Below are 22,510 nucleotides of genomic sequence, written 5' to 3'. Positions count from 1 at the left end.
ATGAAGCAGATCCTCTTCTCCGGGGTCATCGGCCTCTTCCTGTCCCTGGTCGGGACCCCGCTGCTGATCAAGCTGCTCGCCAGGCGGGGCTACGGTCAGTTCATCCGCGACGACGGCCCGCGCAACCACCACAGCAAGCGCGGTACCCCCACGATGGGCGGTATCGCCTTCATCCTGGCGACGGTGCTCGCCTACGTGCTGACCAAGCTCATCACGGGGGAGCAGCCCAGCTTCTCCGGTGTGCTGGTGCTCTTCCTGTTCGCCGGGATGGGCCTGGTCGGCTTCCTCGACGACTACATCAAGATCGTCAAGCAGCGGAGCCTCGGGCTGCGCGCGAAGGCGAAGATGGCCGGCCAGCTCATCGTCGGTATCGCCTTCGCCCTCCTCGCACTCAGTTTCGAGGACGCCCGGCAGCTCACCCCCGCCTCCACCAAGCTCTCCTTCACCCAGGACTTCGGCTGGGCACTGCCACCGGTGCTGTTCGTGGTCTGGGCGCTGTTCATGATCCTGGCCATGTCCAACGGCGTGAACCTCACCGACGGCCTCGACGGCCTGGCGACCGGCGCCTCGGTGATGGTCTTCGGCGCCTATGTGTTCATCTGCGTCTGGGAGTACCAGGAGTCCTGCGCGCACATCGCCACGGCCGGACCCGGCTGCTACGAGGTACGCGATCCACTCGACCTGGCCGTGGTCGCGGCCGCGCTGATGGGCGCCTGCTTCGGCTTCCTGTGGTGGAACACCTCGCCGGCGAAGATCTTCATGGGCGACACCGGGTCGCTGGCCCTGGGCGGCGCGCTGGCCGGACTCGCGATCTGTTCCCGCACCGAACTGCTGCTGGCGATCCTCGGCGGCCTGTTCGTGCTGATCACCATGTCCGTGGTGATCCAGGTCGGATCCTTCCGGCTCACCGGGAAGCGGGTCTTCAAGATGGCCCCGCTCCAGCACCACTTCGAACTCAAGGGGTGGTCCGAGGTCCTTGTGGTGGTGCGGTTCTGGATCATCCAGGGCATGTGCGCCATCGTCGGCGTCGGCATCTTCTACGCGGGCTGGGCGGCGAGCAAGTGAGCGCACAGGACCGGACGAACCTGGCGGCGCTGGGCGCCGAGCTGTCCGGCAAGCACGTCACCGTCGCCGGGCTGGGCGTCAGCGGCATGCCCGCCGCCAGGGTGCTGCACCGGCTCGGGGCCCGGGTCACCGCCGTCAACGGCGGCGACGGCGAGGGCCCCCGCCGGCAGGCCGCCGAACTGGAGGCGCTCGGGATCACCGTGCGGCTCGGCGACGACCGCACCCTCCCGGAGGGCACCGAGCTGGTCGTCACCACGCCCGGCTTCAAGCCCACCAGCCCGCTCTTCGCGGCGGCGGCCGGGGCCGGGGTACCGGTGTGGGGCGACGTGGAGCTGGCCTGGCGGCTGCGCGGTCCCGGCACCCCGCCCTGGCTCGCGGTCACCGGCACCAACGGCAAGACGACCACGGTCCGGATGCTGGCCTGCATCCTGCGCGCGGCCGGGCTGCGCACGGCCGCGGTCGGCAACATCGGCGTCTCGCTCATCGACGTCGTCCTGGGGCAGGAGCCCTACGGCGACCTGGACGTGCTCGCCGTCGAGCTGTCCAGCTACCAGCTCCACTGGGCGCCCAGCCTGCGCGCGCACTCCGCCGCCGTGCTCAACCTGGCCCCCGACCACCTCGACTGGCACGGCTCCATGGAGGCGTACGCCGCCGCCAAGGGCCGTATCTATGAGGGCAACCAGGTCGCCTGCGTCTACAACGCCGACGAGTCCGCCGGCCCGGACGCCGCGGCGCCCCGCACCGAGGACCTGGTGCGGGCCGCCGACGTGGTCGAGGGGGCGCGCGCCGTCGGCTTCACGCTCGGCACCCCGGCACCCTCCCAACTCGGCGTCGTCGAGGGCGTCCTGGTGGACCGCGCCTTCGTCGCCGACCGGCGGGAGCAGGCCCAGGAACTGGCCGAGGTCGGCGACCTGAGCCCGGCGCCGGACGCCACCCCCGCCGTCCCCCCGGCGCCGCACAACGTCGCCAACGCGCTCGCCGCCGCGGCGCTGGCCCGCGCCTTCGGGGTGCCGGCGGCGGCGGTACGGGACGGACTGCGCGCCTTCACCCCGGACGCGCACCGCATCACCCGGGTCGCCGAGGTGGACGGCGTCGCCTACGTCGACGACTCCAAGGCCACCAACACGCACGCTGCGGCGGCTTCGCTGGCCGCCTACCCTTCGGTGGTGTGGATCGCGGGCGGACTGGCCAAGGGCGCGACGTTCGGCGAACTGGTCGCCGGGGCCGCGCCGCGGCTGCGCGGTGTGGTGCTGCTGGGCGCCGACCGGGAGCTGATCCGGGAAGCGCTGCTGCGACACGCCCCCGATGTGCCGGTGGCCGACGTCGCCCGCACCGACACTGGGGCGATGGCGGAGGCCGTCCGCCGGGCGGCGTCTCTGGCGCGCCCCGGCGATACCGTACTCCTGGCACCCGCGTGCGCCTCCATGGACATGTTCGTCAACTACAACGCACGCGGCGACGCGTTCGCCGATGCGGTCGAAGCCCTCGCCGCCGCGGGTCCGGGCGAGCAGTGACCCCGCTCCCCGCCGACTGAGGACGGGGGTGAGACGGAGGGGATACGGATGACGGCGCGATCCGCGAAACCGCCCACGCCCCGGCGTGCGCGCAGTCAGCCCGCGCCCGTGCGCCCGTCGCGGCAGCCGCGCGTACCGCAGGGCACCTCGGCGCCGCGGCGGGCCTTCGCGCGGGCCAAGCGCGCCTGGGACCGTCCGCTGACCGCCTATTACCTGATCCTCGGCGGCAGTCTGCTGATCATCGTCCTGGGTCTGGTGATGGTCTTCTCCGCCTCGCAGATCCAGGCCCTCCAGTCCGGACTGCCCTCCACCTACTACTTCCGAAAGCAGCTGGTGGCCGCCGCGATCGGCGCGGTGCTGCTGCTGGCCGCCTGCCGGATGCCGGTGCGCATGCACCGGGCGCTGGCCTATCCGCTGCTCGTCGGCTCCGTCTTCCTGATGTGCCTGGTGCAGGTCCCGGGCATAGGGCAGGAGGTGAACGGGAATCAGAACTGGATCCATCTGGGCGGCCCGTTCCAGCTCCAGCCCAGCGAGTTCGCCAAACTGGCCCTGGTCCTGTGGGGCGCCGACCTGCTCGCGCGCAAGGGCGAGAAGAAGATGCTCACGCAGTGGAAGCATCTGCTGGTGCCGCTGGTCCCGGTCGCCTTCCTGCTGCTCGCGCTCATCATGCTCGGCGGCGACATGGGTACCGCGATCATCCTCGCCGCCGTGCTGTTCGGGCTGCTGTGGCTGGCCGGCGCACCCACCCGGCTGTTCACGGGAGTGCTCGCGGTGGCGCTCACCGCCGCCGTGCTGCTGGTCACCTCCAACGCGAACCGGATGTCCCGGCTCGCCTGCATCGGCGCCACCGACCCCGGCCCCGACGACCGGTGCTGGCAGGCCGTGCACGGCATCTACGCACTGGCGTCCGGCGGCTGGTTCGGTTCCGGTCTCGGCGCGAGTGTGGAAAAATGGGGCCAACTGCCCGAACCCCATACCGACTTCATCTTCGCCGTGACCGGGGAGGAACTCGGACTGGCGGGGACGCTGTCGGTGCTCGCCCTCTTCGCGGCTCTAGGCTATGCGGGTATCCGCGTGGCCGGACGCACGGAGGAACCCTTCGTCAGGTATGCCGCGGGAGGCGTGACGACGTGGATCATCGCTCAGGCGGTGATCAACGTGGGCGCGGTGCTCGGTCTGCTGCCGATCGCCGGTGTCCCCCTCCCGCTGTTCTCCTACGGTGGGTCCGCTCTGCTGCCGGCGATGTTCGCGGTCGGACTGCTGATCGCCTTCGCGCGCAGCGATCCGGCGGCGCGCGCTGCCCTGGCCGTGCGGCAGCCCCTCCTGTGGCAGCGCACGTCCCGGGGAGGGCTGGCAGGAGCGCTGCGATCGGGGAGCGCTCCCGGCCGGAAGAGAGAGAAGACGATGAGACGGCGCGCCGGAAGGCCGCCGTCCGGAGAGCGGTGAAACAGCGTGCACGTCGTACTCGCCGGTGGGGGGACCGCCGGCCATATCGAGCCCGCGCTCGCCCTCGCGGACGCCCTGCGCAGGCAGGACCCGACCGTGGGGATCACGGCGCTCGGTACCGAGCGCGGCCTGGAGACGCGGCTGGTGCCGGAGCGCGGTTACCAGCTCGAGCTGATCCCGGCCGTCCCGCTGCCGCGCAAACCCACGCCCGAGCTGATCACGGTTCCCGGCCGGCTGCGCGGCACCATCAAGGCAACCGAGCAGATCCTGGAGCGCACGAAGGCCGACTGCGTCGTCGGCTTCGGCGGTTATGTGGCGCTGCCCGGCTATCTGGCCGCCAAGCGCGCCAGGGTGCCCATCGTGGTGCACGAGGCCAACGCCCGGCCGGGGCTCGCCAACAAGATCGGCTCGCGCTACGCGCACGGGGTCGCGGTCTCCACGCCGGACAGCAAACTGCGGGACGCCCGCTACGTCGGGATCCCGCTGCGCCGCTCGGTCGCGACCCTCAACCGCTCCGCCGTGCGGCCCGAGGCCCGTGCCGCCTTCGGACTGGCCCCCAACCTGCCGACGCTGCTGGTCTCCGGCGGCTCGCAGGGCGCGCGCCGGCTCAACGAGGTCGTCCAGCAGGTCGTTCCGCATCTGCAGCGCGCGGGTATCCAGATCCTGCACGCGGTCGGGCCCAAGAACGAGATCCCCCACGTGGACCACATGCCCGGAATGCCGCCCTATGTGCCGGTACCGTATGTGGACCGGATGGACCTCGCGTACGCCGCGGCCGACATGATGCTCTGCCGCGCGGGCGCGATGACCGTGGCGGAACTGTCGGCCGTCGGGCTGCCCGCCGCCTACGTCCCGCTGCCGATCGGCAACGGCGAACAGCGGCTCAACGCACAGCCGGTCGTCAAGGCGGGCGGCGGACTCCTGGTCGACGACGCGGAACTGACGCCGGAGTGGATCCAGGGCAACGTGCTCCCGGTCCTCGCCGACCCGCAGCAGCTCACCGCGATGTCCCGCGCGGCAGCCGAATTCGGCCGTCCGGACGCCGATGAACTGCTTGTCGGCATGGTGTACGAGGCGATCGCCGCCAACCGCCGGGACTGACCCGGCGCGGCGCGGAACCGGCGCCTCGCCGAGCACGCAGAGAGCAGGGTGGTCCTCGTGGTGAAAGCAGCCCGAGCTGCCGGAGCCGGCAAGACAACCGGAGCGGCCGGAAAGCCGGGCGGCGGCCGGACGTCCGGCGGCGCCGCCGCGCCGCCGCGCCGCCGGACCGCCTACCGGAGCCGCACCGTCGACGCCGCGGCCGGCGCCGATCCGGACTCCGGTTCCGGGGGCGGCCCCGAGGAACGGGCGCGGCCCGGCCGGTTCGGGCCGCGCCTGCGCCGGCGGCGCGCTCTCGCCCTGCTGCTGCTCCTCGCCGTACCGCTGGGCGGTTTCGGCACCTGGGTGCTCTACGGTTCGCCGTGGCTGCGGCTGCGGAACGTCTCGGTGACCGGCACCCGGGTGCTGAGCGAGGCCGACGTCAGCCGCGCCGCCGCGGCTCCGGAAGGCGCGCCGCTCATCACCGTCGACAGGGCGGCGCTCCAGGACCGGGTGCGCCGGGCGCTCCCGAGAGTCCGCGAGGTGGCGGCCGAGCGTTCCTGGCCGCACGGTCTGACGCTCACCGTCACCGAACGACGCCCGGCGCTGGTGATGGAGAAAGCGGACGACTATGTGGAAGTCGACTCCGAAGGCGTGCGATTCGCCACAGCCGGCAAGCCGCCTAAAGGCGTTCCGCTTCTGGTTCTCGCACCGCGGCGGGCGGCGGACGAGCGGTACTTCTCGTCCGGGCGGCTGCGCCGGGAAGCGGCCCGGGCCACCGCCGCACTTCCGGAATCCGTCCGCCGCGCCACCCGTACCGTCCGGGTCCGCTCCTTCGACGACATCACCCTGGAATTGACGGGGGACCGCACCGTCCGGTGGGGAAGTGCCGAACGCGGCCGGGCGAAGGCCGCTGCGCTGACGGCGCTGATGAAAGCGGCCGAGGACGCCACCCACTTCGATGTCACGGCCCCCAGTGCCCCGGCCGCGTCGGACAGTTAGCCGCACTCCGCGCAAACCGCCGTACCCCCAGCCGGGTTCGGCGAACGGCTGGAGTCCGCCGTTCCGTGGCCGCGTCAGTTGACCCGGGCTGCCCCGCATGATCAGGCTGATGTTCTCGCCGGGAGCGGTCCGTCCCCATGGGCGGTTCTCGCTGCCGGCGGGCACCTCGGACGGCCGCTGCCCGGCCCGCCCGCACAGGTACCTCGTTCCGCCGGGGCCAAACCCCCGGTCTCCGGCCGCGATCGGTCCCGGGAGCGGAGTGCCCCGTGCCCCCGGACGGGCCGCGGTCGCGGATCGGTGCGGGCGCCGGGGCCACCGTCGGTCGGGACCGTGTCAGTTGACGCGTATCGCCGCTGGTGAGCACCCTGGATGGCTACTGCTCGGTCTGATCACATAGGGTGAAAAGAAAAACGGGAGGTTCGGCGTGTTCGTTGAACACCCAGCACTTGTCGACTTAGTGTCCGTTGCGAAGAGTCCGAGTAAGACAGGCACTGGTAACCCTAAACTTCGCACTTAGGGTTCGGGTCGGCGTTCGAACCGCCCCACAGGGATACGTAACTCGAGGCGAGAGGCCTTCGACGTGGCAGCACCGCAGAACTACCTCGCAGTCATCAAGGTCGTCGGTATCGGCGGCGGTGGCGTGAACGCCATCAACCGGATGATCGAGGTCGGTCTCAAGGGCGTCGAGTTCATCGCGATCAACACTGACGCGCAAGCCCTGTTGATGAGCGACGCCGACGTCAAGCTCGATGTGGGCCGCGAGCTGACTCGCGGCCTCGGCGCCGGCGCCAACCCGGACGTCGGCCGCAAGGCGGCTGAGGACCACCGCGAGGAGATCGAGGAGGTCCTCAAGGGGGCCGACATGGTCTTCGTGACGGCCGGCGAGGGCGGTGGCACCGGCACCGGCGGCGCGCCCGTCGTGGCGAACATCGCCCGCTCGCTCGGCGCCCTCACCATCGGTGTCGTCACCCGGCCCTTCACCTTCGAGGGCCGCCGCCGGGCCAACCAGGCCGAGGACGGCATCGCGGGACTGCGCGACGAGGTCGACACGCTGATCGTCATTCCCAACGACCGGCTGCTGTCCATCTCGGACCGCCAGGTCAGCGTGCTGGACGCCTTCAAGTCGGCGGACCAGGTGCTGCTCTCGGGTGTGCAGGGCATCACCGACCTCATCACCACCCCCGGTCTGATCAATCTCGACTTCGCGGACGTCAAGTCGGTGATGTCCGAGGCGGGATCGGCCCTGATGGGGATCGGCTCGGCCCGCGGCGACGACCGCGCGGTCGCCGCCGCCGAGATGGCCATCTCCTCGCCGCTCCTGGAGGCGTCGATCGACGGGGCGCGCGGCGTCCTGCTCTCCATCTCCGGCGGTTCGGACCTCGGTCTGTTCGAGATCAACGAGGCCGCCCAACTGGTGAGCGAGGCCGCCCATCCCGAGGCGAACATCATCTTCGGCGCCGTCATCGACGACGCGCTCGGCGACGAGGTGCGCGTCACCGTCATCGCGGCCGGGTTCGACGGCGGTCAGCCGCCCGCCAAGAAGGGGGAGAAGGCGCTCGGCCAGTCGTCCGCGGCGGCCTCCTCGGCCCCCGCCTACCAGGACGAGCCGGCGCCCGCCGCCGACCCGGAGCCCGAGCGCCCCTCGTTCGGTGGCCTGGGCGCCGTCGCCCCGCCGCGCGAGGAGGAGGCCCCGCCGCGCCCGGAGCCCGCTCCGGTGAGCGAGGTCCCGCCGCCGTCCGCCACCCCGCAGGTGCCGCCGGCCCGCCCGTACCACGACAGCCAGGCGGAAGAGCTGGATGTGCCGGATTTCCTGAAGTGATAGCGGAACAAGAGACGGTCAGCGGCGCGCATTTCGCCTTCACCGACAGGTGGGGCGGGGTGAGCGCCGCTCCGTATGAGGAGCTCAATCTCGGCGGTGCGGTCGGTGACGACCCCGAGGCGGTGCGGGTCAACCGGGAGCGGGTCGCGCAGACGCTCGGGCTGTCGCCCGGCGCTGTGGTCTGGATGCACCAGGTGCACGGACGCGACGTCGCTGTCGTCGATCGCCCCTTCGGAGCCGAGGCGCCGCCCGTCGACGGCGTGGTGACGGCGCGTCGGGGGCTCGCGCTCGCCGTGCTCACCGCCGACTGCACTCCGGTGCTGCTGGCCGACCCCGTCGCCGGGGTCGCCGGCGCCGCGCACGCGGGGCGGCCGGGCGTGCAGGCCGGCGTGGTGGGCGCGACAGTCGAGGCGATGACCAAGCTCGGCGCCGTCCCGGAGCGCATCGTCGCGCGTACCGGGCCCGCGGTCTGCGGTGGCTGCTACGAAGTTCCGGAGCGGATGCGCGCCGATGTGGCGGCCGCTGTCCCCGAGGCGTACGCGACGACCCGGGCGGGGACTCCCGCCGTCGACATGGCCGCCGGGGTGCGGGCGCAGCTCACCCGTGCGGGGGTCGTCGACCGCGGTCACTCCTCCGTGTGCACTCTGGAGTCCGCTGATCATTTCTCCTACCGCCGGGACCGGACCACGGGAAGGCTTGCGGGGTATGTCTGGATCGAGGCGGACTGAGATATGACGGACGATATGCCCTGTGGGCGCCCCGAGTCGGACATGCCCGCGGAGTCCGCTGAAGGGCGGTCTGCGGCCTTCGCGGACTCCGCGGTGCCGGCGTCCGCCGAGGCGGCGCGCAAGGCGGAGCTGGCCGCCGGTCTCGCCCGGGTGGAGGAGCGCATCGAGGGCGCCTGCCGCGTGGCGGGGCGCCGGCGCGAGGAGGTCACGCTCATCGTCGTGACCAAGACCTACCCCGCCTCCGATGTCCGGCTGCTGGCCGAGCTGGGCGTGCGGGACGTGGCGGAGAACCGCGACCAGGAGGCGGCGCGGAAGGCCGCCGCCTGCGCGGGCGCGGGGCTCGACTGGCACTTCGTCGGGCAGCTGCAGACCAACAAGGCGCGGTCGGTTGCCGGTTATGCACAGTATGTCCACTCTGTGGACCGGGCGCGGCTGGTGACCGCCCTCTCGGCCGCCGCCGTCCGCGCGGAGCGGGAGATCGGATGTCTGGTCCAGGTCGCCCTCGACGCCCCGTCCGGTTCGGTGGGGGAGCGGGGCGGTGTGGCGCCCGACGGTGTGGCGGATCTCGCGGAGGCGGTGGCGGCGGCCCAAGGGCTGCGGCTCGACGGAGTGATGACCGTCGCGCCGCTGGCAGGGCCGCTGGCAGGGCCGCTGGCGGGGCGGCCCCGGGCGGCTTTCGACCGGCTGTGGGAAGTCTCAACCGCCCTGCGGGTGGCGCATCCTGCTGCGACGATGGTGTCGGCGGGAATGAGTTCGGATCTCGAAGAGGCGGTGCTCGCGGGTGCGACACATGTGCGCGTCGGCAGTGCGGTACTCGGAGACCGACCTCGGCTCCGGTAACGTCGCGAAGCGAGTGGGGCCACAGCAGAATATATGGTCATTTCCGCCGGAAAAGGCCGGTCGGAGAGGCTGCGTGGATCATCCCAGGGCCACCGGTGACGGGGGCTGCGTCGATGGAGTCGATCCACCACAGAGCGGAGGACGCAGAGAATGGCCGGCGCGATGCGCAAGATGGCGGTCTACCTCGGCCTCGTGGAGGACGATGGGTACGACGGCCGGGGATTCGACCCTGACGACGAGTTCGAGCCCGAGCCCGAGCCCGAACGGGATCATCGACGGTACGAGTCGGAACAATCACACCATTCGCTCCAAAAGACCGATTCCGAGGAGCCGGTGAGGGTTGCTCACCCCCCGGCGCAGCGGGAGCGGGAGCCGGAGACCCCGTCGACGGTTGCCGCCGAAAGCGGACGAGCCGGGAGAATTGCTCCCGTGTCATCCATCACACCTGAACGCCAGAATGTCGAGAAGAGCGCCCCGGTGATCATGCCCAAGGTCGTGTCCGAACGTGAGCCGTACCGGATCACCACGTTGCACCCCCGGACCTACAACGAAGCCCGTACCATCGGGGAACACTTCCGTGAGGGCACTCCGGTGATCATGAATCTGACGGAGATGGACGACACCGATGCGAAGCGACTTGTCGACTTTGCGGCTGGTCTGGTCTTCGGTCTGCACGGCAGTATCGAGCGAGTGACGCAGAAGGTGTTCCTGCTGTCTCCTGCTAACGTCGATGTCACGGCGGAGGACAAGGCCCGCATCGCAGAGGGCGGGTTCTTCAACCAGAGCTGAGACGCAGGGTCCAGGAACAGGCCGCCAAGGCGGCACGAGAGCCCCAGGGGAGAGGGACGCGCAGATGAGAACCGCATTGGACGTGGTCCAAATCGCGCTGTACTGCTTCCTACTCGTGCTGATCTTCCGGCTGGTGATGGACTACGTGTTCCAGTTCGCCCGCTCATGGCAACCCGGCAAGGCGATGGTGGTCGTTCTCGAGGCGACCTACACTGTCACCGATCCGCCACTCAAGCTTCTGCGGCGGTTCATCCCACCGCTGCGCTTCGGGGGCGTGGCGCTTGACCTGTCCTTCTTCGTACTCATGATCATCGTCTACATCCTGATCAACGTCGTGGCCAGGCTGTGAACGATCGGAATGGTCTTGCCGATATGCCGACGACTTACGTTGAGGTGAAGAGATGCCCCTGTCCCCCGAGGACGTGCGGAACAAGCAGTTCACGACCGTCCGTCTGCGCGAAGGCTATGACGAGGACGAGGTCGATGCCTTCCTCGACGAGGTCGAAGCCGAGCTGACCCGGCTGCTGCGCGAGAACGAGGACCTGCGCGCCAAGCTGGCCGCGGCCACGCGCGCGGCGGCCCAGAACCAGCAACAGCAACAGGGCGGCATGCGCAAGCCTCCTGAACCTCAGGACAGGCAGCAGCAGCAAGGCGGGGCCCCCGTGCCCGCCGCCATATCCGGACCGCAGCCCGTCCCGCCCCAGCAGCAGCAGGGTATGGGCGGCCCGCCGCAGCTTCCCGGCGGTCAGGCGCAGCTCCCCGCGGGCCCGGGTGGTCCCGGCGGCCCCGGTGGTCCCGGCGGTCCGGGTCCGCAGGGCGGCCCGATGGGCCCCGGCGGCCCCGGCGGTCCGCAGGGCGGTCCGATGGGCCCCGGCGGTCCGCAGGGCGGTCCCCAGGGCGGTCCCCAGATGCCCGGCGGCGGTGGCCAGAACAACGACAGTGCCGCCCGCGTGCTGTCGCTGGCCCAGCAGACGGCCGACCACGCGATCGCGGAGGCCCGTTCCGAGGCCAACAAGATCGTCGGTGAGGCCCGCAGCCGTGCCGAGGGCCTGGAGCGGGACGCCCGCGCCAAGGCCGACGCGCTGGAGCGGGACGCGCAGGAGAAGCACCGGGTCGCGATGGGCTCCCTGGAGTCCGCCCGCGCCACCCTGGAGCGCAAGGTCGAGGACCTGCGCGGCTTCGAACGCGAGTACCGCACGCGGCTGAAGTCGTACCTGGAGAGCCAGCTGCGGCAGTTGGAGAACCAGGCCGACGACTCGCTGGCGCCGCCGCGGACGCCCGCGACCGCGTCGCTGCCCGCGCCCTCGCCGTCGATGGCCCCGGCCGGGGCCGGTGCTCCCGCCGGTGCACCCAACAACGGCGGCGGCACCATGGGCGGACACCAGTCCATGGGCAGCAACGGCCATTCCATGGGCGGCCCCGGCGGCCCCGGCGGCGGTCCGCACACCCAGGGCGGTGCCGGCCAGTCCTACGGCGGCCAGCAGCAGATGTCGCCGGCCATGACCCAGCCGATGGCACCGGTCCGGCCGCAGGGCGGACCGCAGGGCCAGCAGGCGCCGTCGCCGATGCGGGGCTTCCTCATCGACGAGGACGAGAGCTGACCCGGGCGCGCTGAGCGCCCACTGTCGACGGGCCGGGCCCGGGAGCACCTTCCGCTCCCGGGCCCGGCCCGTTCGTACTGTCAGCCCCGGACCGCTCCGCTCGCCCCCGAGCCAGGCCGCAGCACCGCGGGGCCGTAGCGGCACCGCCCCCGCCCGCGGTCGGCGGACGGGGGCGGTGCGGTGAAGCTGTACTGCGTGCGGGGCTCAGCCCTTGCGGAGCCGGAACTTCAGGGACAGCGCCTCGTCCTCGAAGGTGGGGCCCTCGAGCTCCTCCGGGTCGCCCTGGGCGAACTCCTCGGCCAGCACCTCTTCCGCGATGAGGAAGGTGTGTTCGGCCAGCGCGCGTGCCACCTCCTCGTCGTCGGACTGCCAGCGCAGCTCGATCCGGTCGGCGACGTCCAGGCCGGAGTTCTTCCGGGCCTCCTGGATGAGCCGGATGGCGTCCCGGGCCAGTCCGGTGCGCCGCAGCTCGGGAGAGATCTCCAGGTCGAGCGCGACGGTGGCGCCCGGATCGGAGGCCACCGACCAGCCCTCGCGGGGCGTCTCGGTGATGATGACCTCCTCGGGGCTCAGCGCCACGGTCTCGCCGTCCACCTCCACGGTGCCGGTGCCCTCGCGCAGTGCCACCGACAGCGCCGCGGCATCGGCCCCGGCGATGGCCTTGGCGACCGCCTGCGTGTCCTTGCCGAAGCGGCGGCCCAGCGCGCGGAAGTTGGCCTTGGCAGTGGTGTCGACGAGCGAGCCGCCGACATCCGCGAGGGAGGCGAGCTGTTCGACGTTCAGCTCCTCCGTGATCTGGTTGCGCATCTCGGGGGAGAGGGTCTCGAAGCCCTGTGCGGCGATGAGCGCGCGGGACAGCGGCTGGCGGGTCTTGACGCCGGATTCGGCGCGCGAGGCACGGCCCAGCTCCACCAGGCGCCGCACCAGCAGCATGTCCTGGGACAGCTCGGGGTCGATGCGGCTGAGGTCGGCCTGCGGCCAGCTGGACAGGTGCACGGAGTCCGGCGCGTCGGGGGTGACCGGGACGACCAGGTCCTGCCAGACCCGTTCGGCCAGGAACGGGGTGATCGGCGCCATCAGCTTGGTGACGGTCTCGATCACGTCGTGCAGGGTGCGCAGCGCGGCGGCGTCGCCCTGCCAGAAGCGGCGCCGGGAGCGGCGGACGTACCAGTTGGACAGGTCGTCGACGAAGGTGGACAGCAGCTTGCCCGCGCGCTGGGTGTCGTAGCCGTCCATGGCGATGGTGACCTGGTCGACCAGCGCGTGCAGCTCGCTCAGCAGCCAGCGGTCCAGCAGCGGGCGCAGGTGCGGCTCCGGGTCGGCCCCGGTGGGCGCCCAGCCGCTCGTCCGCGCGTACAGGGCCTGGAAGGCGACGGTGTTCCAGTAGGTCAGCAGCGTCTTGCGGACGACTTCCTGGATGGTGCCGTGGCCGACCCGGCGGGCTGCCCAGGGTGAGCCTCCCGCGGCCATGAACCAGCGCACCGCGTCGGCGCCGTGCTGGTCCATGAGGGGGATCGGCTCCAGGGTGTTGCCCAGGTGCTTGGACATCTTGCGGCCGTCCTCGGCCAGGATGTGACCCAGGCAGACCACGTTCTCGTAGGAGGACTTGTCGAATACCAGGGTGCCGACCGCCATCAGGGTGTAGAACCAGCCGCGGGTCTGGTCGATGGCCTCCGAGATGAACTGGGCCGGGTAGCGCTTCTCGAACAGCTCCTTGTTCTTGTACGGGTAGCCCCACTGCGCGAAGGGCATGGAGCCGGAGTCGTACCAGGCGTCGATGACCTCCGGGACGCGTTCCGCCTCCAGCCCGCAGCCCTCGGTGGGGCAGCCGAAGGTCACGGCGTCGATGTAGGGGCGGTGCGGGTCGAGCCCCGACTGGTCGGTGCCGGACAGCTCGCTCAGCTCGGCCAGCGAGCCGACGCAGGTGAGGTGGCCTTCCTCGCACCGCCAGACGGGCAGCGGGGTGCCCCAGTAGCGGTTGCGCGAGAGCGCCCAGTCCACGTTGTTGTCCAGCCAGTCGCCGAAGCGGCCGTGCTTGACGGAGTCCGGGAACCAGTTGGTGGCTTCGTTCTCCCGGAGCAGGGCCTCCTTGATCCGGGTCGTGCGGATGTACCAGGACGGCTGTGGGTAGTAGATGAGGGCCGTGTGGCAGCGCCAGCAATGGGGGTAGCTGTGCTCGTAGGCCACGTGCCGGAAGAGGAGTCCGCGGGCGTCCAGGTCGGCGACCAGGGCTTCGTCGGCCTTCTTGAAGAACTGGCCGCCGATCAGGTCCAGGCCGGGCTCGAACGTGCCGTCGGCGCGGACGGGCACGACCGGGCTGATGCCGTTGGCGCGGGCGACCCGGAAGTCGTCCTCACCGAACGGGGCCAGGTGCACCATGCCGGTGCCGTCCTCGGTGGTGACGTAGGTGTCGTTGACGACGAAGTGCGCTCCGGGGATGTCCACCAGTTCGAAGGGGCGCCGGTAGCTCCAGCCGTTCATCTCCCGGCCCGTGTAGCGCTCGCCGGTGATGTGCCAGTCCTCGCCGAGCGCGCTGTCCAGCAGCGGTTCGGCCACGATGATCTTGTCGGTGCCGTCGGAGGCGACGACGTAGGTGACATCGGGGTGGGTGGCCACGGCCAGGTTGGCGACCAGCGTCCACGGCGTGGTCGTCCACACCATCAGCGACGCCTCGCCGGCCAGCGGCCCGGAGGTGAGCGGCATCCGGACGTAGACGGAGGGGTCGACCACCGTCTCGTAGCCCTGCGCAAGCTCGTGGTCGGACAGCCCGGTGCCGCAGCGGGGGCACCAGGGGGCGACCCGGTGGTCCTGGACCAGCAGGCCCTTCTCGAAGATCTGCTTGAGCGACCACCACACCGACTCGATGTACTCGGGGTTCATCGTCCGGTAGGCGTCGTCCAGGTCGACCCAGTAGCCCATCCGGGTGGTCAGCTCGGCGAACGCGTCGGTGTGCCGGGTGACCGACTCCCGGCACCGGGCGTTGAACTCGGCGATGCCGTAGTTCTCGATGTCCTGTTTGCCGTTGAAGCCCAGCTCCTTCTCCACGGCGAGCTCCACCGGCAGACCGTGGCAGTCCCAGCCGGCCTTCCGTGCCACGTGGTAGCCGCGCATCGTGCGGAAGCGGGGGAAGACGTCCTTGAAGACGCGGGCCTCGATGTGGTGCGCTCCGGGCATGCCGTTCGCGGTGGGCGGGCCCTCGTAGAAGACCCACTCGGGGCGGCCCTCGGACTGTTCGAGGGTGCGGGCGAACACCTTGTTCTCGTGCCAGAAGTCGAGCACGGCGCGCTCCAGCGCGGGCAGGTCGACCTGGGCGGGCACCTGGTTGTATTGCATCGGCGGGTCTTCTTCCTCCGGCGGACATCGGGAAGATGCGGTGCTTCTTCACTTCCGTCGGAGGGACGAGTTCGCCTGCCTGGCCGGCGGCGGACCCGCGGTACCACCCTCCTTGACGGCGGACTGTGCCCGCCGTCCCCTCATTGGGGTAGCGCTGCCGGTTCTACTCGCCCGGGAGCAGGGTGCTCCGGGCTTTCTTCCGACGGCTCGGGGGTGATCTTCACGCCGCGCTCGCCTCCGGGCTTCCACCGTCCCCGGATCGCTCTGGGCCGCTCACAGACGCTACTCGTCCCCGTCCTCGCCTCTCGCCGTCCCCAGTGTACGGGGATTCCGCCCGGGGTACGGAGCGGTTTTCGCGCGGCCGGGCGGGGCACAAAGGTGGCAGACCGGCGTGCCCCGTTGCTGTGCGGTTGAAGTCGATTTATCGTTCCGGTCACGTTTCGCGAGCAAGATCACAAAATGTGAAGGGGCCGCGGTCATGGTGGCGGAGGAGAGCGCCGCGAAGAAGACGGCAGCATCGAAGAAGGCCACAGACGACGGGGACCGGACCGCGGCGGCGAAGAAGGCGGCCGGGAAGGCACCGGCGAAGAAGGCGCCCGCCAAGAAGGCGGCGAAGAAGACATCCGCCAAGAAGGCACCGGCGAAGAAGGTACCGGCGAAGAAGGCACCGGCGAAGAAGGCACCGGCCGCGAAGAAGGCACCGGCCGCGAAGAAGGCGGCCGCCGCAACGGCGCCGGCGAAGAAGGCCGCGGCGAGGACAGGCGCGGGGGAACGGGCGGCGGCCGACGGGGCCGCGGCGACGACAGCGGCCGGAACGGCGGGGGGCCGGCAGGAAGGCGCTGCCGAGGCGCCCACCGGACAGGACGCGCGGACGACGACGGGAGCTGGGACGGTGGCTGCGAAGAAGACTCCGGTGACGGAGACCGAGGCGGTGCCCACGGCACGGAGCGAGGCGGGCCCGGTGGCCCCCGGCGAACTGCTGGTACGCCCCGACGAGGAACCATGGTCCCCGGAAGAGGTCGAGGAGGCCCGCTCGGGCCTGCGCGAGGAGGCCGACGGGCTCCGGCAGGAGATCGCCTCCGCGGAGGAGGCACTCAGCGGTCTGATGCGGGACTCGGGGGATGGCGCCGGTGACGACGACGCGGACACCGGGACCAAGAACATCACCCGTGAGCACGAGATGGCGCTGGCCGCCAACGCGCGCGAGATGCTCTACCAGAGCGAGCGCGCGCTGGAGCGGCTGGACGCGGGGACGTACGGGCAGTGCGAGAACTGCGGCAAGCCGATCGGGAAGGCCCGGATGCAGGCGTTCCCGCGGGCCACGCTCTGCGTGGAGTGCAAACAGAAGCAGGAGCGCCGCTGAGCGCGGGAGAACGCCGTGAACACCGCCGTCCGCGCGTGTCGTACCCTCAAGGCGTGACTGAGGTGGAGCGGACTGTCGACGGCCCCGGCGAAGGCGCGGCCGGCGGTGGTGAAGAGGAGCACGCGGAAGGGGAGTCCTCCGCACCTCCGCGGCGCAGGCGGCGGATCGGTGTGCTGGCCGCGGTGGCCGGGTTCGCGTTCGCGCTGGACCTGGTCAGCAAGCTGGTGGTGGTCGCGGAGCTGGAGAACCACGCCCCGATCGAGCTGCTCGGCTCCTGGCTCCAGTTGAGCGTCATCCGCAACCCCGGTGCCGCCTTCGGTCTGGGGGAGGCGCTGACGCTCGTGCTGAGCGCGATCGCGGTGGCCGTCGTGGTGGTGATCGCGCGGATCGCCCGGAAGCTCTACAGCCTCCCCTGGGCGATCGCGCTGGGCCTGCTGCTGGGCGGCGCGTGCGGCAACCTGGCCGACCGGATCTTCCGCGCCCCGGGGGTCTTCCAGGGGGCCGTCGTGGACTTCATCGCGCCCAAGCACTTCGCGGTGTTCAACCTGGCCGACTCGGCCATCGTGTGCGGAGGCGTCCTGATCGTGCTGCTCTCCTTCCGCGGCCTGGACCCGGACGGCACAGTCCACCGGGACTGAACCCGGCCGCGCGGGCCGTTCCCCGGAGTCGGACGCGGTGCGGAGGTGGCCGGCCGCCGCCGGCGCTCGGCCGGGGCGCTCAGCCGTGGTGCGGGACGTGCACCCGGACGCGGTAGCCGCCCTGGTCGGTGGCGTCGGTGACGGTGATGCGTATCCCGCCGGGAAAGGTGTGGCTCTCGCCCGGCGCGAAGGGCGCGTCCGACATCTCGGCCAGTTCGCCGGGCAGCCGGTCGGCGCAGGCGGCGCCGCCGCCGCTGCGGGGGCGGGAGTCGACGACGCGGACCGGGCCCTCGCCGGTGGGCCGCGCCGAGTCGACGGTGTAGAGGAGCACGCCCTCCGCGCAGATGTCCCGGTCCAGCCCCGAGCGGGTGCGCGCCTCGGCCACTATCGCCCGGTGCCGCCCCGTCCGTATCACGGTCAGCTCCGCGTCCGGGGAGCTGACCGGGTTCAGGGTGTGCTCGGAGGTACCCGACGAGGTGATGCAGCCGACCCGGGAGCGGGACAGCCAGCCGAACTTCCACTTGTGCCAGCCCAGCAGGTCGGAGATGCCGGCCATGCTCATGGTGTCCCAGCCCCCCGCGTACTCGACGGAGGCGTTCTCCGCGACGTTGTAGAGGTCGGGCAGTCCGTAGAGGTGGTGGGCCTCGTGGACGAAGTTCCCGCGCTGCCACAGTGCCGAGTCGGAGGCCCGGCCGAAGATGAGGGCCGCTCCGTGCACCCGGGTGCCCGCGGCGCGGAGCCCGTCGAAGGTGTGCGCCTGGGAGACGGTGGGCGCGGCGGGCAGATTGCTGTCGGCCACCACGAAGACGAGGTCGGCACCGTGCACGTCGGTGCCCTGGCGGTGCGCGGCCTCCAGCGCGTCGTGTACGTAGCCGCGCATCAGACCGGTGGGGATGCCGCGGGTGATCCCGTAGGAGGACCACGGCCGCGGCATGCGTATCCAGTCGGAGCTGGTCTCGGTCTCCAGCCGGTACTTTCCGAAGGAGGCGCGGTTCCAGAACCGGTCGCCGTACCGGGAGAAGAAGCGCGCGCGTTTCCGGGCCGGGGTGGCCGCGGGGTGGTCGCTGAAGTCGACCATCAGCATCAGCGCGCGCTTGCTGCCCTGCGGGCGGACGTAGCCGGGTCCGAGCGGCCCCTCGTCGGTGCCGTTGCCGGGGGCTATGGCGCAGGGGCCCGCGATGCCCTCGGCCGCCGCCGCCACCCGCACCGGGGCCAGGGTGAGGCAGGCGGTGGCCAGCGCGGTGGCCACCGCCAGTACGCGCCGGCGGACCTGGCCGGGACGGCGGCGTATACCGCCGTCCGGACCGGAGTCCGGCGCGGGGTGCTGAGGCGTCCTGCGCGGCGTCATCGGCGATTCCCTCCGGTGTCGCTGCTGGTCCCGAGGCTTCTGTCACACCGTCGGCGCAGGCGGCGGGCGCCGCACTCCGGGGTGGTCCGCGCGGGTGAGCGGGTGACCGGGGGTGCCGGTGCCGGAAGCCGCGTCTGCCGTCCTCCCCGGAGTGCGGCCGGAGCACGGCGGCCGGGGTGCCGCCGGAGGCGAGGGCGTGCGGGCCGCAGCGCCGCGTCCGGCATACTCGATCAGGTGAGCACGCTTCCTGAGACCCGCACCCTGCCCGTACCCGACGGCCTCGAAGGCGAGCGCGTCGATGCCGCCCTCGCCCGGATGTTCGGCTTCTCGCGGACCAAGGCGGCGGAGCTGGCCGCGGACGGCAAGGTCCTGCTGGACGGTTCGCCGGCGGGCAAGTCCGACCGGGTGGTGGGCGGCGCCTGGATCGAGGTGGAGATGCCCCGGCAGGCGCAGCCGGTGCGGATCGTCGCCGAGCCGGTGGAGGGCATGGAGATCGTCCATGACGACGACGACATCGTGGTGATCGTCAAGCCGGTCGGGGTCGCGGCCCACCCCAGTCCGGGCTGGAGCGGACCCACCGTGATCGGCGGGCTGGCAGCTGCCGGGTACACGATCGCCACCTCCGGCGCGGCGGAGCGGCAGGGCATCGTGCACCGGCTGGACGTGGGCACCTCCGGGCTGATGGTCGTCGCCAAGTCCGAGCGGGCCTACACGCTGCTCAAGCGGCAGTTCAAGGAGCGCACCGTCGACAAGCGCTACCACGCGCTCGTCCAGGGCCATCCCGACCCGCTCAGCGGCACCATCGACGCGCCCATCGGCCGCCATCCGCAGCACGACTACAAGTGGGCGGTCACTTCCGACGGCAAGCCCTCGGTGACCCACTACGACCTGGTGGAGGCGTTCCGGGCGGCGAGCCTGCTGGACATCAAGCTGGAGACCGGGCGCACCCACCAGATCCGCGTGCACATGGCGGCACACCGGCATCCCTGCGTGGGCGATCTGACCTATGGCGCCGACCCCACCCTGGCCAAGCGGCTGCGGCTGGAGCGCCAGTGGCTGCACGCGGTGCGGCTCGGCTTCGAGCACCCGGGCGACGGGAGCCGGGTCGAGTACGAGAGCGGCTACCCGGCCGATCTGCAGGCCGCGCTGGACAAGGTGCGGGCCGAGAGCTCCTGACCGGATGGATCAGCTCGCCCTCTTCTTCGCTCTTCTGCTCGCCGCCGTGCTGATGGTCCCCCTCGGGGACAAGCTCGGGCTGCCCTCGCCCGTGCTGATGACGCTCTTCGGCGGCGTGCTGGCGCTGATCCCCTCCATCCCGAACGTCTCGCTGCCGCCCGAGTTCATCCTGCCGCTGGTGCTGCCGCCGCTGATCTACGCCGCGGCCCAGCGCACGTCCTGGCGGCAGTTCGCGGCGAACAAGCGGCCGATCTTCCTGATGGCGGTCGCGCTGGTGTTCGTCACCACGGCGGCGGTGGCCGCGGTCGCCAATCTGCTGGTGCCCGGGCTCGGACTGGCCGGGGCGGTGGCACTGGGCGCGCTGGTCGCCCCGCCCGACCCGGTCGCGGCCACCGCGGTGGCCGGCAACGTCGGACTGCCCAGGCGGCTGGTCTCGGCGCTGGAGGGGGAGGGCCTCTTCAACGACGTGACCGCCATCACCCTCTACCACGTCGCCATCGCCGCCGCCGTCACCGGTACCTTCTCGCTGCCGGTGGCCGCGGGTGAACTGGTGCTCTCCGGTGTGGTGGCGGTCGCGGTCGGACTGGGGCTGGGCTGGCTCTCCGGCAAGCTCATGGGCTACCTCGGGGACGCCACCCTGCAGACCGGGCTGAGCCTGCTGGTGCCCTTCGCCTCCTACGTGCTCGCCGAGGAGCTGATGGGCTCCGGCGTGCTGGCCGTCCTGACGACCGCGCTCTATCTGGCCTCCGGGCACGCGGTGGACGCGGACGACGTGCAGGGCCGGCTGGCCGGGCAGACGTTCTGGCAGATCGTGGACACGCTGGTGACCGGGATCGCCTTCGGGCTGATCGGGCTGGAACTGCACACCGTCTTCGGGACCGTCCAGCAGGACTGGCGCCGGCTGCTGCCCGCGGCTCTCGCGGTGGTCGGCGTCGTGGTCGCCCTGCGGCTGCTGTGGCTGCTGCCGTCCGCCTGGCTGGCGCAGCGGCTGCACCGGCGCAAGGACCTGGACGAGGACATCCCGCGCAACTGGCGGGAGACGGTCGTCGTGTGGTGGGCGGGAATGCGCGGGGTGGCCTCGGTCGCGCTGGCGCTGGCCGTCCCGCTGTCCGTGGAGCCCGAGGCCGGGGGCGGAGCGTTTCCCGGGCGGGAGGCGATCCTCTTCATCGCCTTCGCGGTGGTGCTCGTGACCCTGGTCTTCCAGGGCCTGACTCTGCCCCGGCTGGTCCGCAGGCTGAACGTGCAGTCCGACAGCGCCGCCGAACGGGAACTGGAGCGGCAGCTCGCGCTGCGGGTCGCCAAGGCGGCCCGGCGGCGGCTGCGGGAGATCGAAGAGGTGGAGGAGCTGCCCGAGGAGGTCTCCGAGGCGCTGCTGCGGCGCGCCTGGGACGTGGGTGCGCGGATCTCGCCCGAGATCGTCGGCGAGGAGCGCCGGGCCGCGCACAGCAAGCGGGTGGCCCGCGCGCAGAAGCTGCGGCGGCTGCAGAACGAGCTGCTGTCGGCGGCCCGGCACGAGGTGATCGCGGCGCGCAACGAGCCCGGGGTGGATCCCGAGGCCGTCGACCGGGTGCTGCACCAGCTCGACGTGCGCAGCTTCCGGGGCAGCTGAGCCGGTCCGCGCCGAGCCGCTCCGCGTCGACCCGCCGCGGCGAGCACGCCGCGCGGGCCGGGCACCCCGCTGCGCCGGGCAGCACGTCCGGGGCCGCGGCCGCGCGCCGGGGCCCGCGGGTCAGATCGACTTCTCCTGCGGGATGTACCGGATGCCCGGCAGCGAGTCGGGGTGGTAGGCCCGCAGCCAGGCGATCAGGTCCTCGCGCAGCGAGCAGCGCAGCGTCCACAGGTCGCCGGAGGTGCGCGCCGTGACGGCCACCCGTACCTCGACGGTGGTCGGTGTGGTCCCGGTGACCACCACGTTCCAGTTCCGCCCGTCCCACTCGTCGCTGGCCCGGACCAGCTCCTCCGTCTTGGCGCGCAGTTCGGCGACGGGGGTCGAGTGGTCGAGGTGGAGGTAGACGGTGCCGGTCATCTGCGGGCCGCCGCGGGACCAGTTCTCGAACGGCTTGTTGGTGAAGTAGGAGACCGGCATCGTGATCCGGCGCTCGTCCCAGGTGAGGATCACCAGGTAGGAGACGGTGATCTCCTCGACCGTGCCGAGTTCCCCCTCGACCACGACCTCGTCGCCGATCCGCACCATGTCGCCGAAGGCGATCGACAGCCCGGCGAACAGGTTGCCCAGCGTCGACTGGGCCGCGATACCGGCGACGATGCCCAGCACACCGGCCGAGGCGAGCATCGAGGTGCCGAACGTCTTCATGCCCGGGAACTGGAGCAGCACCGCGGCCACCGCGATCACCGTCACCACGGCGGTGATCAGCCGCCGGATCAGGGTGAGCTGGGTGCGCACCCGCCGTCCGCGCGCCGGGTCCAGGGCGGCGCCGGCGTACCTGTTGGCCAGCGTCTCCGTTATGGCGGCGACGATGCGCAGGATCAGCCAGGCCGAGGCGGCGACCAGCACGATGGTCAGCCACCGGTCGACACCGGCCCGGTGGTCCTTGGCCAGGTGCGTGCTGTCGAAGAAGCTGCTGACCAGCAGCACGAAGAGGACCGCCTGGAAGGGGAAGCGGCCGCTGCGCAGCAGCCCCCACATCGGGGTCTCCGGGTGGCGGGTGTCCAGGCGTACCATCAGCCGGTCGACGGCCCAGGCGAGCACGTACGAGAGCACGATCGCGCCACCGAAGACGATGACGGGCCGGAGCACGTTCTCCATGGTC

At 71.7% G+C, this 22,510-nt stretch carries 18 protein-coding genes; 15 read left to right on the top strand and 3 right to left on the bottom strand.

Going from position 1 to position 22,510, the window contains the following annotated elements:
* The 11 genes from mraY to ACFYMO_RS08145 all read left to right on the top strand — a co-directional run bounded on the left by mraY (position 1) and on the right by ACFYMO_RS08145 (position 11,881).
* Positions 1 to 1,065, top strand: a complete 1,065-nt coding sequence (gene mraY, locus ACFYMO_RS08195) for a phospho-N-acetylmuramoyl-pentapeptide-transferase (protein WP_074998298.1) — start codon at positions 1 to 3, stop codon at positions 1,063 to 1,065.
* A gap of 86 nt (positions 1,066 to 1,151) precedes the next feature.
* Positions 1,152 to 2,579: a UDP-N-acetylmuramoyl-L-alanine--D-glutamate ligase gene (murD, locus tag ACFYMO_RS08190; protein ID WP_388545239.1), complete on the top strand. Its 1,428-nt coding sequence runs from the start codon at positions 1,152 to 1,154 to the stop codon at positions 2,577 to 2,579.
* Positions 2,580 to 2,627: 48 nt separating this feature from the next.
* A complete protein-coding gene (gene ftsW, locus ACFYMO_RS08185) occupies positions 2,628 to 4,025 on the top strand; it encodes a putative lipid II flippase FtsW (protein WP_366772333.1) in 1,398 nt (465 codons plus the stop codon).
* Positions 4,026 to 4,031: 6 nt separating this feature from the next.
* Entirely contained in the window at positions 4,032 to 5,126 is a 1,095-nt protein-coding gene (murG, locus tag ACFYMO_RS08180; protein ID WP_360300347.1) for an undecaprenyldiphospho-muramoylpentapeptide beta-N-acetylglucosaminyltransferase, read from the top strand.
* A gap of 60 nt (positions 5,127 to 5,186) precedes the next feature.
* Entirely contained in the window at positions 5,187 to 6,104 is a 918-nt protein-coding gene (locus tag ACFYMO_RS08175) for a cell division protein FtsQ/DivIB (protein WP_388545070.1), read from the top strand.
* Between the two features lie 580 nt (positions 6,105 to 6,684).
* Positions 6,685 to 7,923, top strand: a complete 1,239-nt coding sequence (gene ftsZ, locus ACFYMO_RS08170) for a cell division protein FtsZ (RefSeq protein WP_360300342.1) — start codon at positions 6,685 to 6,687, stop codon at positions 7,921 to 7,923.
* Positions 7,920 to 8,651, top strand: coding sequence for a peptidoglycan editing factor PgeF (pgeF, locus tag ACFYMO_RS08165; RefSeq protein WP_388545067.1), 732 nt, complete (start codon positions 7,920 to 7,922; stop codon positions 8,649 to 8,651). The genes ftsZ and pgeF overlap by 4 nt, the downstream gene beginning before the upstream one ends.
* A 3-nt stretch (positions 8,652 to 8,654) precedes the next feature.
* Positions 8,655 to 9,491, top strand: a complete 837-nt coding sequence (locus ACFYMO_RS08160) for a YggS family pyridoxal phosphate-dependent enzyme (protein WP_388545064.1) — start codon at positions 8,655 to 8,657, stop codon at positions 9,489 to 9,491.
* A 150-nt stretch (positions 9,492 to 9,641) separates the two neighbouring features.
* A complete protein-coding gene (locus ACFYMO_RS08155) occupies positions 9,642 to 10,280 on the top strand; it encodes a cell division protein SepF (RefSeq protein WP_366772339.1) in 639 nt (212 codons plus the stop codon).
* Positions 10,281 to 10,344: 64 nt separating this feature from the next.
* Entirely contained in the window at positions 10,345 to 10,629 is a 285-nt protein-coding gene (locus tag ACFYMO_RS08150; protein ID WP_019355489.1) for a YggT family protein, read from the top strand.
* Between the two features lie 52 nt (positions 10,630 to 10,681).
* Positions 10,682 to 11,881, top strand: coding sequence for a DivIVA domain-containing protein (locus ACFYMO_RS08145; protein ID WP_388545061.1), 1,200 nt, complete (start codon positions 10,682 to 10,684; stop codon positions 11,879 to 11,881).
* A 204-nt stretch (positions 11,882 to 12,085) separates the two neighbouring features.
* Here the strand turns inward: ACFYMO_RS08145 and ileS are convergent, their stop codons facing one another.
* Complete coding sequence (gene ileS, locus ACFYMO_RS08140; protein WP_366772341.1) at positions 12,086 to 15,214, bottom strand: isoleucine--tRNA ligase; 3,129 nt, start codon at positions 15,212 to 15,214, stop codon at positions 12,086 to 12,088.
* A 478-nt stretch (positions 15,215 to 15,692) separates the two neighbouring features.
* Here ileS and ACFYMO_RS08135 point away from each other — a divergent pair, with 478 nt between their 5' ends.
* Entirely contained in the window at positions 15,693 to 16,577 is an 885-nt protein-coding gene (locus ACFYMO_RS08135; RefSeq protein ID WP_388545058.1) for a TraR/DksA family transcriptional regulator, read from the top strand.
* A gap of 53 nt (positions 16,578 to 16,630) precedes the next feature.
* A complete protein-coding gene (gene lspA / locus ACFYMO_RS08130) occupies positions 16,631 to 17,215 on the top strand; it encodes a signal peptidase II (RefSeq protein WP_026004445.1) in 585 nt (194 codons plus the stop codon).
* Positions 17,216 to 17,294: 79 nt separating this feature from the next.
* On the opposite strand, the gene ACFYMO_RS08125 is transcribed toward lspA, so the two are convergent.
* Positions 17,295 to 18,563: a peptidase M6 gene (locus tag ACFYMO_RS08125; RefSeq protein ID WP_388545055.1), complete on the bottom strand. Its 1,269-nt coding sequence runs from the start codon at positions 18,561 to 18,563 to the stop codon at positions 17,295 to 17,297.
* Between the two features lie 234 nt (positions 18,564 to 18,797).
* Between ACFYMO_RS08125 and ACFYMO_RS08120 the strand changes: the two genes are divergently transcribed.
* The gene (locus ACFYMO_RS08120) at positions 18,798 to 19,739 is read left to right on the top strand and encodes an RluA family pseudouridine synthase (protein ID WP_366772344.1); all 942 of its coding nucleotides are present in this window, start codon (positions 18,798 to 18,800) and stop codon (positions 19,737 to 19,739) included.
* A 4-nt stretch (positions 19,740 to 19,743) separates the two neighbouring features.
* Entirely contained in the window at positions 19,744 to 21,348 is a 1,605-nt protein-coding gene (locus tag ACFYMO_RS08115) for a Na+/H+ antiporter (RefSeq protein ID WP_366772345.1), read from the top strand.
* 120 nt (positions 21,349 to 21,468) lie between these two features.
* Here ACFYMO_RS08115 and ACFYMO_RS08110 read toward each other — a convergent pair whose 3' ends face one another.
* Entirely contained in the window at positions 21,469 to 22,506 is a 1,038-nt protein-coding gene (locus tag ACFYMO_RS08110) for a mechanosensitive ion channel family protein (protein WP_074998283.1), read from the bottom strand.
* Positions 22,507 to 22,510: the final 4 nt, after the last annotated feature.

The sequence above is a fragment of the Streptomyces sp. NPDC007025 genome, assembly GCF_042869455.1.
Lineage (GTDB): Bacteria > Actinomycetota > Actinomycetes > Streptomycetales > Streptomycetaceae > Streptomyces.
Note: the sequence above shows the minus strand (reverse complement) of the source record. Positions and strands in the feature narration are given on the sequence as shown.

Excerpts from the sequence above, each read along its gene's own strand:
- mraY (WP_074998298.1), top strand. The coding sequence starts at position 1 with ATGAAGCAGATCCTCTTCTCCGGGGTCATCGGCCTCTTCCTGTCCCTG.
- ACFYMO_RS08145 (WP_388545061.1), top strand. The coding sequence starts at position 10,682 with ATGCCCCTGTCCCCCGAGGACGTGCGGAACAAGCAGTTCACGACCGTC.
- ftsW (WP_366772333.1), top strand. The coding sequence starts at position 2,628 with ATGACGGCGCGATCCGCGAAACCGCCCACGCCCCGGCGTGCGCGCAGT.
- ACFYMO_RS08135 (WP_388545058.1), top strand. The coding sequence starts at position 15,693 with ATGGTGGCGGAGGAGAGCGCCGCGAAGAAGACGGCAGCATCGAAGAAG.
- ileS (WP_366772341.1), bottom strand. The coding sequence starts at position 15,214 with ATGCAATACAACCAGGTGCCCGCCCAGGTCGACCTGCCCGCGCTGGAG.
- ACFYMO_RS08110 (WP_074998283.1), bottom strand. The coding sequence starts at position 22,506 with ATGGAGAACGTGCTCCGGCCCGTCATCGTCTTCGGTGGCGCGATCGTG.
- ACFYMO_RS08160 (WP_388545064.1), top strand. The coding sequence starts at position 8,655 with ATGACGGACGATATGCCCTGTGGGCGCCCCGAGTCGGACATGCCCGCG.
- ACFYMO_RS08125 (WP_388545055.1), bottom strand. The coding sequence starts at position 18,563 with ATGACGCCGCGCAGGACGCCTCAGCACCCCGCGCCGGACTCCGGTCCG.
- murD (WP_388545239.1), top strand. The coding sequence starts at position 1,152 with ATGCCCGCCGCCAGGGTGCTGCACCGGCTCGGGGCCCGGGTCACCGCC.
- ACFYMO_RS08155 (WP_366772339.1), top strand. The coding sequence starts at position 9,642 with ATGGCCGGCGCGATGCGCAAGATGGCGGTCTACCTCGGCCTCGTGGAG.
- ACFYMO_RS08150 (WP_019355489.1), top strand. The coding sequence starts at position 10,345 with ATGAGAACCGCATTGGACGTGGTCCAAATCGCGCTGTACTGCTTCCTA.
- ACFYMO_RS08115 (WP_366772345.1), top strand. The coding sequence starts at position 19,744 with ATGGATCAGCTCGCCCTCTTCTTCGCTCTTCTGCTCGCCGCCGTGCTG.